14 protein-coding genes are annotated in these 12,785 nt (G+C 65.8%); 6 read left to right on the top strand and 8 right to left on the bottom strand.

Annotation, left to right across the window (positions count from 1 at the left end; genetic code table 11):
* The first annotated feature begins 169 nt into the window (after positions 1 to 169).
* Together ACQPXH_RS14375 and ACQPXH_RS14370 are read left to right on the top strand one after the other, a co-directional pair.
* Complete coding sequence (locus ACQPXH_RS14375; RefSeq protein WP_387292870.1) at positions 170 to 367, top strand: hypothetical protein; 198 nt, start codon at positions 170 to 172, stop codon at positions 365 to 367.
* A gap of 102 nt (positions 368 to 469) precedes the next feature.
* Complete coding sequence (locus ACQPXH_RS14370; protein ID WP_433602843.1) at positions 470 to 1,318, top strand: tat pathway signal sequence; 849 nt, start codon at positions 470 to 472, stop codon at positions 1,316 to 1,318.
* On the opposite strand, the gene ACQPXH_RS14365 is transcribed toward ACQPXH_RS14370, so the two are convergent.
* A complete protein-coding gene (locus ACQPXH_RS14365) occupies positions 1,305 to 2,807 on the bottom strand; it encodes a cytochrome P450 (RefSeq protein ID WP_433602842.1) in 1,503 nt (500 codons plus the stop codon). The genes ACQPXH_RS14370 and ACQPXH_RS14365 overlap by 14 nt on opposite strands.
* A gap of 177 nt (positions 2,808 to 2,984) precedes the next feature.
* Between ACQPXH_RS14365 and ACQPXH_RS14360 the strand changes: the two genes are divergently transcribed.
* Together ACQPXH_RS14360 and ACQPXH_RS14355 are read left to right on the top strand one after the other, a co-directional pair.
* Positions 2,985 to 4,424: an NAD(P)/FAD-dependent oxidoreductase gene (locus tag ACQPXH_RS14360; protein ID WP_433602841.1), complete on the top strand. Its 1,440-nt coding sequence runs from the start codon at positions 2,985 to 2,987 to the stop codon at positions 4,422 to 4,424.
* A gap of 76 nt (positions 4,425 to 4,500) precedes the next feature.
* Positions 4,501 to 4,635, top strand: coding sequence for a hypothetical protein (locus ACQPXH_RS14355; protein ID WP_433602840.1), 135 nt, complete (start codon positions 4,501 to 4,503; stop codon positions 4,633 to 4,635).
* Between the two features lie 145 nt (positions 4,636 to 4,780).
* Here ACQPXH_RS14355 and ACQPXH_RS14350 read toward each other — a convergent pair whose 3' ends face one another.
* Genes ACQPXH_RS14350 through ACQPXH_RS14340 form a run of 3 tightly spaced genes read right to left on the bottom strand, consistent with a single transcriptional unit; the run spans position 4,781 to position 6,833 of the window.
* Positions 4,781 to 5,431, bottom strand: a complete 651-nt coding sequence (locus ACQPXH_RS14350) for an urease accessory protein UreD (protein ID WP_433602839.1) — start codon at positions 5,429 to 5,431, stop codon at positions 4,781 to 4,783.
* A complete protein-coding gene (gene ureG / locus ACQPXH_RS14345) occupies positions 5,421 to 6,137 on the bottom strand; it encodes an urease accessory protein UreG (RefSeq protein ID WP_433602838.1) in 717 nt (238 codons plus the stop codon). The genes ACQPXH_RS14350 and ureG overlap by 11 nt, the downstream gene beginning before the upstream one ends.
* A gap of 39 nt (positions 6,138 to 6,176) precedes the next feature.
* Positions 6,177 to 6,833 carry an urease accessory protein UreF gene (locus ACQPXH_RS14340; protein ID WP_433602837.1) on the bottom strand — a complete coding sequence of 219 codons (657 nt, stop codon included), beginning with the start codon at positions 6,831 to 6,833 and terminating at the stop codon, positions 6,177 to 6,179.
* A gap of 260 nt (positions 6,834 to 7,093) precedes the next feature.
* On the opposite strand from ACQPXH_RS14340, the gene ACQPXH_RS14335 reads away from it, so the two are divergent.
* Positions 7,094 to 8,191 (top strand): epoxyqueuosine reductase, encoded by a 1,098-nt coding sequence (locus ACQPXH_RS14335; protein WP_433602836.1) that lies wholly within the window; start codon positions 7,094 to 7,096, stop codon positions 8,189 to 8,191.
* On the opposite strand, the gene ACQPXH_RS14330 is transcribed toward ACQPXH_RS14335, so the two are convergent.
* The 3 genes from ACQPXH_RS14330 to ACQPXH_RS14320 are packed head-to-tail and all read right to left on the bottom strand — an operon-like array spanning position 8,152 to position 11,020.
* The gene (locus ACQPXH_RS14330; protein WP_433602835.1) at positions 8,152 to 9,063 is read right to left on the bottom strand and encodes an SDR family NAD(P)-dependent oxidoreductase; all 912 of its coding nucleotides are present in this window, start codon (positions 9,061 to 9,063) and stop codon (positions 8,152 to 8,154) included. The two genes, ACQPXH_RS14335 and ACQPXH_RS14330, sit on opposite strands and share 40 nt — an antisense overlap.
* Complete coding sequence (locus tag ACQPXH_RS14325; RefSeq protein WP_433602834.1) at positions 9,060 to 9,509, bottom strand: hypothetical protein; 450 nt, start codon at positions 9,507 to 9,509, stop codon at positions 9,060 to 9,062. The genes ACQPXH_RS14330 and ACQPXH_RS14325 overlap by 4 nt, the downstream gene beginning before the upstream one ends.
* Positions 9,510 to 9,559: 50 nt before the next feature.
* Entirely contained in the window at positions 9,560 to 11,020 is a 1,461-nt protein-coding gene (locus tag ACQPXH_RS14320) for an MFS transporter (protein WP_433602833.1), read from the bottom strand.
* Positions 11,021 to 11,110: 90 nt separating this feature from the next.
* On the opposite strand from ACQPXH_RS14320, the gene ACQPXH_RS14315 reads away from it, so the two are divergent.
* Positions 11,111 to 11,794, top strand: coding sequence for a TetR/AcrR family transcriptional regulator (locus tag ACQPXH_RS14315; protein WP_433602832.1), 684 nt, complete (start codon positions 11,111 to 11,113; stop codon positions 11,792 to 11,794).
* A 176-nt stretch (positions 11,795 to 11,970) separates the two neighbouring features.
* Here ACQPXH_RS14315 and ACQPXH_RS14310 read toward each other — a convergent pair whose 3' ends face one another.
* Positions 11,971 to 12,651, bottom strand: coding sequence for an O-methyltransferase (locus tag ACQPXH_RS14310; protein ID WP_433602831.1), 681 nt, complete (start codon positions 12,649 to 12,651; stop codon positions 11,971 to 11,973).
* Positions 12,652 to 12,785 lie beyond the last annotated feature (134 nt).

Below are 12,785 nucleotides of genomic sequence, written 5' to 3'. Positions count from 1 at the left end.
AGCGACCAGCACGCAACCTCCCGGCCCCATCCCGCGGGAGTGAATTGAGCCACACGCGAACGATTTACTTCGTCGTGTCATGTCGGATCGCGGACATCGATGTGCAACAGTGCTCAACCGGGAGGAACGGGGTAGCTGCACGAAAGGCTGGTTCGCGTTCATGATGGCGATGGTGATTCCCCTGATGCCGAGAGGCGGATTCACGGTCCGCCGGGTCGGTGACAGATGGGAGCTGGTCAACTCGCGCTCCTATGGTCGCACCGTCGTCCTACACTCCTGGCCGCGCGATCAGCATGCCGAGGCCTTCGCCCACTGCTACCGCCTCAACGGTCGCACTGTCGAGGAATTGCACGCGGCATTCCACTAGTGCGAAAGACGCTGCGGTACAAGCACGCAACGCCATCTACCACAGCGTCGCGCAGAGCTCAAGACGTGCGTCCCGCCCGCCGATGTGCGATCGTGTTGCCTCGTGCGTCACGCCTCCGTCTCTGTCCTCGCCGCTGCGGCGATCCTGGTCCCCACTACCACCGCGCTGATTCCGTCGGCCTACGCGGCGCCTCCGGCCCATACGCAGGGCTGCATCGCCGGTTTCGATTGCGATATGAGCAGCCGAATCGCCGCTGTCGACGCGTATTTGAAGACTCGGCCCGGCGTGACCGGCTATGTGGTTCGCGACCGAGTCAGCGGTGGGGTGTACGCGAACGAGAATGCGGAGAACTCGGTCTGGACCGCCTCCACCATCAAACTGGCGATCGCCGCCGACCTGCTCAACCGCGCGCGGGCGGGCGTGGTCGGTCTCGGTCCTGAGGACCGCGGCCTGATGGAATCAATGCTCGCCACCTCCAATGACCAAGCCGCCGACATCCTCTGGAACAAGTACGCCGGCCTCGATCGGATGGCCTATAACAATGCCTTCCGCGCCAGCGGCATGGTGAACCTGGTTCCGCAGCCGACGAATACCGCGATGTTCCCGGACTGGTCGTTCCAGAAGTGCACCCCCGCCGACCTGGATCGGCTGATGGATTCGATCTTCGACAATATGCACCCGGACGACCGGAACTACCTGTTCGACCGCATGCGCGCGGTCGACAGCAACCAGCACTGGGGCGTGTGGGGCGCGGGCGCGGCGATGCGGCCCGGCCTCAAGAACGGCTGGTCCGAGGAACAGGGCGGCTGGGTGGTGAACTCGGTCGGCTTCGCAGGCCCCGGCGAGCGCTACACCCTGGCCATCATGAGCTCGCTCGGCAGCGACGGCGGCTATACCGAAGGCGCCGCGACCGACACCAAGGTCGCCGAACTGCTGTTCAGCGGACGCTGAGGGGACGCAAGGATACGGGCGCACCATCCCGAGGGAACGGAATCGTCGTGAATCCCCACGGCATTCGATAGTCCCTCGGGAGCTTCCATTCGTAATCTCGCACCAGCGCGGCAATGATCGTCTTCACCTCGAATGTCCCGAAGTGCATCCCGATGCATTTGTGCGCACCCGCACCGAAGGGCACCCAGGCCAGTCGATGCGATTTGTCCTCGCGACGCGCCTCGCCGAAGCGTTCCGGATCGAACACTTCCGGCCGGGTCCACAGCTCCGGCAGGAAGTGATTGACGGTATACGCGCAATCGATCGGCGTGCCCGCCGGAATGTAATGTCCGAGAATTTCGGTGTCGCGCACCGCCCGTCGCGGCAGTCCGGGCACCGGCGGCATCAAGCGCAAACTCTCCTTGATCACCAGATCCAGTTCGTGCATCCGGTCCAGATCGGCGATCGTCGGTGCGGCGCCGCCGATTTCGGCATCGACCGCGTGCACCTCGGCGCGCACCCGCCGCTGCCATTCGGGATGTTTGCCGAGGTAGTAGGCCACGGCGGTGGCGGTGGTCGTCGTGGTGTCGTGCGCGGCCATGATCAGGAAGATCATGTGGTTGACCACATCCGCGTCGCTGAATTCGGCGCCGTCCTCGGTGCGCGCATGACACAGTCCGGAGAAGAAATCCGCCGACTCGGTCCGTCGCTTGCTCGGCAGCATATCGGTGAAGTACTGCTCGAGCACCTTGCGCCCGCGCAGCCCGGCACGCCAATTGCCGCCGGGCACCGGATGTCGAATAACCGATAGTCCGGCATGGGTGCAGTCGATGAACGCATCGATCAGCTTGCGGCGCTGCATCCCGACATCGACAGCCATAAAGGTCTCGCCCGCGATCTCCAGCGTCAATTCCTTGATCGTGGGATAGAGCCGGACCGTGCCGCCGATCCGCGGCACCCACCGATCGACGGCGGCCCGCGCCACCGGCGTCAGCGCCGCGAGATGGGCCTCCAGCCGCTCCCGGGTGAAGGCCTGCTGCATGATCCGGCGATGGAACATGTGCTCGTCGAATTCCAGGAGCAGCAGTCCGCGCCGGAAGAACGGACCGATGAAGTAGTCCCAGCCCTGACCGAAATCGCGACGCCGCTTACCGAGCACCTCATCGATCGCGTCCGGACCGCAGACCAGCACCCGATCCAAGCCCAGCGACGAATTCAGCGACACCGGACCGTAGCGGCGATACCGCTGCATCATTTCCGCCGGACCCCACCGCAAGTAGTGCAGGCCCCGGCCGAAATACGGAAGTCCGGCATCGCCTGTCACCGCGATCACGGTGCTACCGCGCGGCGGTGAGGCCAGCACATGGGGACGCTCGGGAACCCGGCGCAGCAGTCGGTCGACCAGGTGGTCGTCCGGGACGTCGATGAGCGACGCATTCTCGGATTCGGGCCGCACGCTGGGCTTTCTATTCCCGCTGCGGCTGTGGGCGACACGGCCACCAGCGACCATGACAGACCTCCCTGAACGACAGGATCTATCGTATTCTCTTTTTCACATTCGTTCGCTCGAAAGAATCGGCACATCAACAACCGGGATCTCGCCGCGACGGCCAGCAGAGCGCCGACTACCGTAAGTCGGGTCAACGCCGTTCGAGGGGCCGCACCCCAGGTTTGAGGAGCACCGACGATGAGCACTCAGTCTGTCCAGGAGAACCATCGCCACCGGGTGGTGGTGATCGGCTCCGGATTCGGCGGCTTGTTCGGTACCAAGCACCTCAAACATGCCGACGTCGACGTCACCCTGATCTCCAAGACCTCGACCCACCTGTTCCAGCCGCTGCTCTACCAGGTGGCCACCGGCATCCTGTCGGTCGGTGAGATCGCCCCCGCGACCAGGCTGGTGCTGCGCAAGCAGAAGAACGCCCAGGTGCTGCTCGGCGATGTCATCGATATCGACCTCGAGCACAATACGGTCACCTCGCAGCTGCTCAACCAGAACACCGTCACCTCTTTCGACAGCCTGATCGTGGCGACCGGCGCGCAGCAGTCCTACTTCGGCAACGATCAGTTCGCCACCTACGCCCCTGGTATGAAGACCATCGACGACGCGCTGGAGCTACGCGCGCGCATCCTCGGCTCATTCGAAGGCGCCGAACTGGCCACGACCCAGGAAGTGCGGGACCGACTGCTCACCTTCGTGGTGATCGGCGCCGGACCCACCGGTGTCGAATTGGCCGGTCAGATCGCCGAACTGGCCGATCGCACCCTGGAGGGCACCTTCCACAACATCGATCCGCGCGATGCCAGAGTGATCCTGGTCGAGGGCGCGGGTGCGGTGCTTGGCCCGATGGGTCCGAAGCTGGGCGGTAAGGCCAAGCGGCGGCTGGAGAAGATGGGGGTGGAGATCCAGCTCAACGCCATGGTCACCAATGTCGACGCGCATGGGGTCACGGTGAAGGATGCCGACGGCACGGTGCGCCGGATCGAATCCTCGTGCAAGGTGTGGTCGGCCGGTGTGCAGGCCAGCCCGCTGGGCAAGATGCTCGCCGAACGCTCCGACGGCACCGAGACCGACCGCGCCGGACGGGTGATCGTCGAACCCGATCTGACCATCAAGGGCCACCCGAATGTATTCGTGGTCGGCGACCTGATGTCGGTGCCGAATGTGCCCGGCCAGGCACAGGGTGCGATCCAGGGCGCGACCTATGCGGCCAAGCAGATCAAGGCCGGACTGAAAGGCGAAGCGCCGCAGGACCGCGAGCCGTTCAAGTACTTCAACAAGGGCAGCATGGCGACGGTGTCGCGGTTCAGCGCCGTCTGCCAGGTCGGCAAGCTGGAGTTCGGCGGATTCATCGCCTGGTTGGCCTGGCTCGCACTGCACCTGTACTACCTGGTCGGCTACCGCAGCCGGATCATCACCGTCATCCAGTGGTTCGTGACCTTCCTCGGCCGCACCCGCGGGCAGATGGCGGCCACCGAGCAGTGGGTCTTCGCCCGGCTCGCGGTGGAGGCGGTGCAGGCCGATCAGCAGGAGGCCGACGAACTCGCGGCCGCGCTGGGGGCGCCGCCCGCGGCGAACGGGAATGCCGCGCGCACCGAGAAGGCGGCCGACCGCAAGGTGGGCTAGCCTTCAGCGAATCATTGGCGACCTCCGCGCTGGTCGGCGGTGCACTGGAACTGGTCGCAGGACTGCATTCGCGCCGGTGGGCCTGGTCGCGGGTCCGATGCTCGGGGCGGGCTTCGGCGCGGTCGTGATCACAGCCCCGGCGGCCGTGATCAGTGCGGCCATCGGCGCGGTCAATGCGTTCGATGCGCCGTCGCGGGTCGTCGGCAACTGATCGAGCGCCGAACCGGGGTGGGAACCTGACGACGTTGGCGGGTTCCCACCTCTTCTCATTCCCCCACTCGGCGCATCGCTACACCGCGTCGGTCCGGGCAAATGCGCCGCTGTGATGGATGACACATTCTTCGGCGAATCGGGAGCTATCGCGTACTGACGAGCAGCGGTCCCGTTCGGGTGGCCAGGGTCCCGCCCAATGCGAGCGGGAGACGGGATGCGACCAAGCGGTCGGTTTCCACGGGGCGGTCGTCCGGATAGACGAGTTCGCTATCCAATGCCCTTGGTGCGGCGAGATTGTCGTCGGCGGCACCACCTGCACCGAGTTCGAGTCGATGCCGCAACAGCGGCAGGGCGCCGATATCGGCGATCAGGTCACCGCGCCAGCCGCCGCCGTCTTCGCCGGTGCGCCCGATCTGTACGCGTTCGCGCAGCCGTAGCCGGGCGTCGGGAGTCAATCGCACCTCGGTCACCGCGTGGTGGTGCGCGCCGCCCGCCACGATCGTCGGCTCCGGATCGAAATCCAGCTCGCCCGCGACGTCGAAATGCCAGTGCGCCAACGACAATGGCGTGCGTGTGCTCGGTAGCGCGATGGTGGCCGCGACCGAGCGCACCACCAGACGTGCGCCCGCGCCGACCACGATCTCGATATCGAGTTCATCGCCGCCGAGCGGAGTGGCCGCGGTGCCGATCAGGTGGACAGTGTCCGGACCGGTGCGCCGGGCCGCCAGCCCGCCGCTCGCGTGGATGTCGGGCAGCGTGCCGACGGCCGCGACAATGCGAACCTCAGTGCGCAACAGCGGATTCGGTGACTGATTTGTCCTGCTCGGCGGTGGCCCGCAGCTGTTCGCGCACCCACACGAGCACCGCGGTGGCGGCCGGATCCTCGGTCAGCGAGATCATCGCCGTGCGGCGACCCTCGCGTACCTTCGCGGCATCGCGTGCCATGACGTCGAGGTCGGCACCGACCAGCGGGGCCAGATCCGTCTTGTTGATCACCAGCAGATCCGAGAACGTCACGCCGGGCCCGCCCTTGCGCGGCACCTTGTCGCCGCCCGCGACATCGATGACGAAGATCTGTACATCGATGAGGCCGGAGGAGAACGTGGCAGTGAGGTTGTCACCGCCGGATTCGACCAGGATCAGATCCAGCGGTGGGTTGGCCGCGATCAGATCATCGATGGCATCGAGGTTCGCGGTGATGTCGTCGCGAATGGCGGTGTGCGGGCAGCCACCGGTCTGCACGGCGGTGATCCGCTCATCCGGCAGCACCGCGTGCCTGCGCAGGAAGTCGGCGTCCTCGGTGGTGTAGATGTCGTTGGTCAGCACCGCGAGCGAGAGTTCGGCACGCAGCTGCCGGCACAGGGCGGCCACCAGGGCAGTCTTGCCCGAACCGACCGGGCCGCCGATGCCGATGCGCAGCGCCTCGCCGGGTGTGCGCTCGCGCTTGGGCCGGTCGTGCGAGTGATCGTGCGGTTCGCCGTCGATCAGGTGGGGTGGCATATCGTGCTCCTTTCCTCTTCATCTTTACCGATTGCGCGCCTAGGACGCGAAGAGGGGCATATCGCGGATGAGGTGTCGCTGTGCGAGTACGTCCTGTAGCGGATCCGAGAGCGCGGCGAGTTCGGTCGCGGCCGTGGCGGCGCTCCGATCGCAGAGTTCGCCGAGCCGGATCGTGCAGGCGGCCACAGCGGCGGGATCCAGCGCCAGCAACCGCTGGGCCGCAGTCGCCGCGCCGGTCATGGTCGTGTAGACGACGACCGCGGCGGCCTGCTCCGGAGTCGCACCGCAGATCTGCCCGACCACACCGAAGGCCGTCGACAGATGCGGCCGCATACCGAGAACCGTCCAATCCGCCCCCGGCCAAACCTGTTTCGCCAACCGCGCCAAACCACGTCCCTGCGCCCGTGACGCCGCCCGCGCTGCCGGAGCCGGTGTCCGCGCATCGGCCTCGGCCTCCGCCCGCTCGGCGGTCATCTTCCCCGCACATACCGCCGCCGCCAACGAGGCCGCCACCAGTCCGGATGTCCGGATCCGCCGCCGCAAATACAGCTCCACCGTCGCGACATCGCGCACCATCCCGGACGCCACCGCCTCCTCCACACCGCCGGAATGCACATGTCCCCCGATCGGCAGCCGCGAGTCCGCCAACGCGAACAAGGTCGCCAACCCCGTGGTCCCCGCATCCGATCCGTGCACCCGTCGATCCTATGCGTGACACGGCCGGGCTCCCTCACCCCGACCGGGCCACACATGATCTTCGGACCGGAGCGGGCTCGGGATGTCTCCTGCCACCGCTGGGGACCTGGAAACATGGGCGCGATGGGGTTCGGTCCGGCGCGCCGACGCGGTGACGCAGGCGATTCACGGCCGACACGCCCGGAGTGCGATGAGTTTCGGAGATCGGCGCGGTCTATCTTTCTGAGGCCGTGCCGGTCTCGCGGTTACGAGGAGGGCCGATGTCGGACAAGGAACCAACTGGACAGCGACGATTGGCGGAGCATCCAACCGTCAAGCGGATGACCGAAATGGCACGCACGACACCGGATCCGGTGCTGAATGCGGCGCGGCTGCGCGAGCTCTGCCTCGCGGCCGGAGCCGACGATGTCGGCTTCGTACCGGTCGACGATCCGAGGGTGGCGGTCGAACTCGAGCATGCGCGCGAAATCCTGCCCTCCGCACGCACATTCGTGACCTTCTGTGTCCGGATGAACCGGGACAACCTGCGCAGCACCATGCGCAGCCTGGCCAATACCGAATTCAACCACGCCGACGACGAGACCAACGAGGTGTCGCGCCGCATTACCAGGGCCCTGCAGGATGTCGGGCACCGCGCCGTCTACCCCGCGCCCGGATATCCGATGGAGGTCGACAAGTTCCCGGGTCGGATCTGGGTGATCGCACACAAGGTGGTGGCCGAAGCGGCCGGATTGGGCGTCATGGGTATCCACCGCAACGTGATTCACCCGAAGTTCGGCAATTTCATCCTGCTGGGCACGGTCGTCACCGATGCGGTGATCGACGAGCCGAGCGCCGCACTGGATTTCAATCCGTGCCTGGAATGCAAGCTGTGCGTATCGGCCTGTCCGGTCGGCGCGATCACCAATGACGGTGGCTTCGATTTCCAGGCCTGCTATACCCACAACTACCGAGAGTTCATGGGCGGCTTCACCGATTGGGCCGAAACCGTCGCCGACAGCGACAGCGCCGCCGAGTACCGCGAGCGCGTCACCACCGGCGAATCGTTCTCGATGTGGCAGAGCCTGTCGTTCAAACCGAACTACAAGGCCGGATACTGCATGGCCGTCTGCCCGGCAGGCGAGGATGTGATCGGCGCCTACCTCGATGATCGCAAAACCCACCTCGACGAGGTCGTGCGTCCGCTGCAGAACAAGGCCGAACCCGTCTACGTCCTGCCGGGATCAGCCGCAGAGGAACACGTCACGCGCCGATTCCCGGCCAAGACGCCGAAGGCGGTGACCAATGGTTTTCCGGACGAGGTCAATGTGCTGCTCGATCAGATCGGCCCGCGTCCGCGCCGGACACGTGGCGTATAACGATCAGCGACGAACGCGTGTTCCATGAAGCGCTGCGCCCGTCCTCGGGTCAGATCGGACCACGCCTGGACCCCCGGCGACCACCAGGGCGCGATCTTGCGTGGCTTGGCGGCGACGGCGTGACAGACCAGATCGGAGGCTTCGTCGACGGTAAGCCCGGGAACGCGGCTGAAGTCGGTCGGCGCGCTCATCCTGGTATGCACGAGCGGCATGTAGATGGAGGTCGTCCTCACCTGGTCGGCGGCGATTTCGGCTGCGGCACTGCGCAACCAGACATCGAAGGCGGATTTGGAAGCACCGTAGGCGGCCCACCGCGGGGCGGGCGGCATGAGCACGCCCCAGGTGGAGATATTGACGATATGGCCCTGTTTGCGTGCGCGCATACTCGGCAGCAAGGTGAGCAGCAGCCGGACCGGACCGAGGTAGTTCACATCGATGGTGCGCGTGAAATCATGGAAGCGGTCATAGGATTCGTCGATCGAACGGCGAATCGACTTGCCCGCGTTATTGATCAGCACATCGATATGACCGTGCTCGGCGAGTAGGTCGCGCCCGAGTTTTTCGACGGCGTCCATATCGGTCATATCCGTCGGGTGCACGTGCGCGGTACCGCCCTCGGCGGTGATCTCGGCCGCCACCTGCTCCAGGTCGTCAACAGAGCGGGCAACCAGCAGCACGATCCCGCCGGCCGCGGCCAGTTTGCGCGCGCTCGCCTTGCCGATGCCGTGCGACGCGCCGGTCACCAGCACGGTCCGGCCCGCGACCTCCTCGCGCAGGGATTTCTCGCGCGGCCGTGACGTCGGGTACAGCAGCCAGGACGCCACTCGCTCGGCGAGCGGGCGGCCGTTGCTCGATTCGGGAGTGTCGTTCACCTCTCGACTGTATGCGCCGACCTGCCGTGTTCGCGATCATTTGCCGAGGTGCGCAGGAGCTCGGGCAGATCCTGTCGGGGCAGGTAGGCCGCGATCCGCAGACCGTCTTCGGCACGGCGCACCAGGAAGTCGCTGTAGACGTCGAGGGACCGTTCGCTGAGCGACAGCGCCCACCGGGCCGAGGTCAGCCAGCAGTGTCCGCCCAGTTCGAAAGTGGTTTGCTCGACCAGACGAGTGCGCGGCGTCGTCCCCGCACCGAACTGGTCGGCGCGCGCTCGGGCAGCGGCCACGAACTCTTCCCGGCTCACACAGCGACTCGATGTCGGGGTGGTCACCAGGATCACCGGCTCGAAAAGGCTTGGCAATGCGGCGAAATCCGATGCCGCGACGATCTCGTCGTAGCTGCGGATGAAACCCTCGATCGAGGTGATGTCATGCGAAATCATGACATCTGATTATATCGCGAATCGCGGCCGAATCGGGGGAGGCGCGCCGGTCAGCGCCGGGGCGAGAATGCGGCGACCGCTGCCATCACCACCAACAGCAGCGCACCGACCGAAGTCGCGACATGCATTCCGGAGACAAAGGATTCGCGTGCGGAATCGATCAGCGCGGAATTGCCGCCCGCATGCTGGATGGTCTCACCGAGCGTGTCCGAATAGTCGCCGCCGGACCGGAAGACCAGTGCCGCAACCGAACCCAGCAGTGCGAGGCCGAGCGCGTTGCCCAATTCGAAACTGGTCTCCGAGATCCCGACCGCGGATCCGGCCCGCTCCGCCGGCACCGAGGACACCGCCACATCCGACACCAGGGTGAATGCCAGGCCGTAACCGATGCCCGCAATCGTGGATCCCGAAAGATACCAGGCGATTCCGCCGTCCACGCCGACACCGATCAGCATCAGATTGCCGATGGCCGAGGCCAGCAGCGCCAGCACGAAGGTGGGACGCACCCCGAGCTGGTGTCCGACCCGCGCACCACCCATCGAGCACACGAATACCGCGATCGCCATCGGAATCCCGAGCAGCGCGGCCGCGAGCGGGTCCCGTCCGGTCACAGATTGCAGGTAGACACTGGTCAGATAGCTCATCGCGGCCAGCGACATCATGCCGACCAGGCTCGAGCCGATGGCTACCGAGAACTGCGCCCGCCGGAACAGTCGCAGATCCAGCAGCGGTTCGGCAAGCTGTCGCTGCCGCCGCACGAAGATCGTGAGCAGCACCGCACCGATGAGCCCGATTACCAGCGGTTCGACATCGAACCCTTCCGCGGCGATCTGCTTCACCGCGTACACCACCGGCAGAATGCCGCCGATCGACAGCAGCACACTCGGAATATCCAGCGGACCGACCACGCCGGCGCGATGTTCGGGCAGTACGAACGGACCGAAGGCGAGCAGGATCAGCAGCACCGGAATATTGATGAGGAATACCGAGCCCCACCAGAAGTGGTGCAGTAACAGGCCACCGAGGATCGGGCCGACCGCGGACCCGCCCGCGAAGAACGCGGTCCACACACCGATCGCGCCGGCGCGTTCGCGGGCATCCGGGAACAGACTGGAGATCAGCGCCAGACTCGACGGCAGCAGGGTCGCACCGCCCATACCCATCATCGCTCGCGCGATGATCAACACCGCGGCACTCGGCGCGAATGCCGCCATGATCGAGGCGATACCGAAGATCGACGCACCGACCAGCAGAATATTGCGCCGCCCGATCCGGTCGCCGAGATTGCCCATGGTGATCAGCAGACCCGCGATGAGGAATCCGTAGATATCGAGAATCCACAGCTGTTGCGCGGCCGAGGGATCGAGATCGAGGGTGAGCGTCGGCATGGCCAGGAACAGGACCGAAATGTCCATCGACACCAGCAGCACCGGCAGCAGCAGTACCGCGAGACCGAGCCGAGCACGCCGCGAACCGGTCGGCGCCGCCTGCGCGACCTCCACCTGTGTCATGTCGATTCCTCTCCCGTGTCGCGTACGGCGTACGCATCAATCCGGGTACAGTGTACGCATGCGGTCCCAAAACTGGAAGCGAGTCATGGGATGACCGAGCCGAAGCTCACCCAGGCGGCCATTGTCGACACTGCGATCGCCCTTGCCGACGCGGCGGGGCTCGACGGATTGTCCATGCGACATATCGCCGAGCAACTGGGTGTCGGAGCCATGTCGCTGTACCGGCACGTCGCGAACAAGGACGAACTGCTCGCGCTGATGACCGACGAGATCTCGGCCCGCAACCCATATCCGTCGCCGGAGGGCAAGAACTGGACCTGGCGCGACCGGGTCCGCATTGCCGCCGAAATCGATTGGGCCCTCTACCAGAAGCATCCGTGGGTGCTGCTCACCTTCGCGATGCCCCGCTACAGCTTCGGCCCGCAGGGGCTGGCCTGTTTCGCCTGGCTGGTCGAGGGGCTGCGCGAGCTCGATGTCTCGACCCGCGAGGCGTCCACCATGGCCTTCGCGGTGTGGAACTACATCTCCGGGGCCACACTGCCGCATATCAGCGGTGCGCTGGTCGCGCGCAAGGGCATGAATCCGGAGGGCTCGAACGGACTGCGGGCGTTGCTGGAAGGAACCTCACAATTGCCGATCCCACCCGCGCTCGCCGATCTGAACGGCAGTGGCGTCAGCGATCTGACCTCCGAAGATCTGCTGTATCTCGGATTGTCCGCGCTCTGCGACGGATTCGAGGCACGGTGCTCGAGGTCCGCCACCCGCTTGACCTGAACGGCGCTTCAGGTTGAAGGGTGGGCTGGTTCGCCGACGACTAGGAGTCACCGTGCACGCCATCCGCCTTCACACCTTCGGACCAGCCGAAAATCTGCGTTACGAAACGCTTCCCGATCCGGTGCCGGGACGAGGTCAGGTGCTGATCGGGCGCGCCGGAGATCCGAGCTGCCGTATCAGTCGAGGGCCTCACCGTTGACCACGGCGTAGGCGAAACCGTCCCAACCCTTGCTGCCGACTGTTTGCACAATCGTGGCGTCGAGGCTTGGCTCGGCGGCGAGCAGGTCCACCAGATCGCGGCTGGCCTGGACCACCGGATCGTCCGAATGGTCGTCGGCGACAGCGCCATTGCGCACGACATTGTCGACGATGATCACCGAGCCCGGCCGGGTCAGGCGCAGCGCCCAGAGCACGTAGTTCGAATTGTTGACCTTGTCGGCGTCGATGAACACCAGATCGAACGGCTCCGGATCCTCCTCCGCCAGTACGGGCAGACTGTCCAACGCCGCACCAACTCGGATCTCGACCCGGTCCCCGACCTCGGCCCGATCCAGATTCTCCCGCGCGACCCGCGCGTGCCGCGGCTCGAATTCCAGGGTGATGACCTGGCCGTCCTTACCCACCGCCCGCGCCAACCAGATCGTGCTGTAACCGCCGAGCGTGCCGATCTCGAGCACCCGCCGCGCCCCGATCGACCGCGCTAGCAAATGGAGGAACTTCCCTTGCGTCGGCGATACGTCGATGGCGGGCAGTCCGGCCGCCGCATTCGCCGCCAATGCCGTCGTGGTCGAATCTTCGCCTCCCACCAGAGAGTCCACGATGTAGCTGTCCACGTCGGCCCACTCGAACGTCGTCATGCCATGAAGTCTGCCACCGGGTGCCCGGATATCGCCGAAACTCCGAGAGCCGACACCGCTCTCGGATCGAAAACCTCATCGCGATTGGGCTTGCGCGTTCCCGATGGCGGCGGTTCGGGCTGGAAGCCGGTGGG

It is taken from the genome of Nocardia sp. CA-135953 (genome assembly GCF_050955735.1).
Lineage (GTDB): Bacteria > Actinomycetota > Actinomycetes > Mycobacteriales > Mycobacteriaceae > Nocardia.
The sequence above is the reverse complement of the archived record's forward strand: the minus strand, read 5'-3'. Positions and strand labels throughout refer to the sequence as shown.

Bases quoted from the DNA above. Each gene is read 5' to 3' on its own strand.
- ACQPXH_RS14375 (WP_387292870.1), top strand. From the start codon at position 170: ATGGTGATTCCCCTGATGCCGAGAGGCGGATTCACGGTCCGCCGGGTC.
- ACQPXH_RS14335 (WP_433602836.1), top strand. From the start codon at position 7,094: ATGTCGGACAAGGAACCAACTGGACAGCGACGATTGGCGGAGCATCCA.
- ACQPXH_RS14320 (WP_433602833.1), bottom strand. From the start codon at position 11,020: ATGACACAGGTGGAGGTCGCGCAGGCGGCGCCGACCGGTTCGCGGCGT.
- ureG (WP_433602838.1), bottom strand. From the start codon at position 6,137: ATGCCACCCCACCTGATCGACGGCGAACCGCACGATCACTCGCACGAC.
- ACQPXH_RS14315 (WP_433602832.1), top strand. From the start codon at position 11,111: ATGACCGAGCCGAAGCTCACCCAGGCGGCCATTGTCGACACTGCGATC.
- ACQPXH_RS14310 (WP_433602831.1), bottom strand. From the start codon at position 12,651: ATGACGACGTTCGAGTGGGCCGACGTGGACAGCTACATCGTGGACTCT.
- ACQPXH_RS14365 (WP_433602842.1), bottom strand. From the start codon at position 2,807: ATGGTCGCTGGTGGCCGTGTCGCCCACAGCCGCAGCGGGAATAGAAAG.
- ACQPXH_RS14360 (WP_433602841.1), top strand. From the start codon at position 2,985: ATGAGCACTCAGTCTGTCCAGGAGAACCATCGCCACCGGGTGGTGGTG.
- ACQPXH_RS14325 (WP_433602834.1), bottom strand. From the start codon at position 9,509: ATGATTTCGCATGACATCACCTCGATCGAGGGTTTCATCCGCAGCTAC.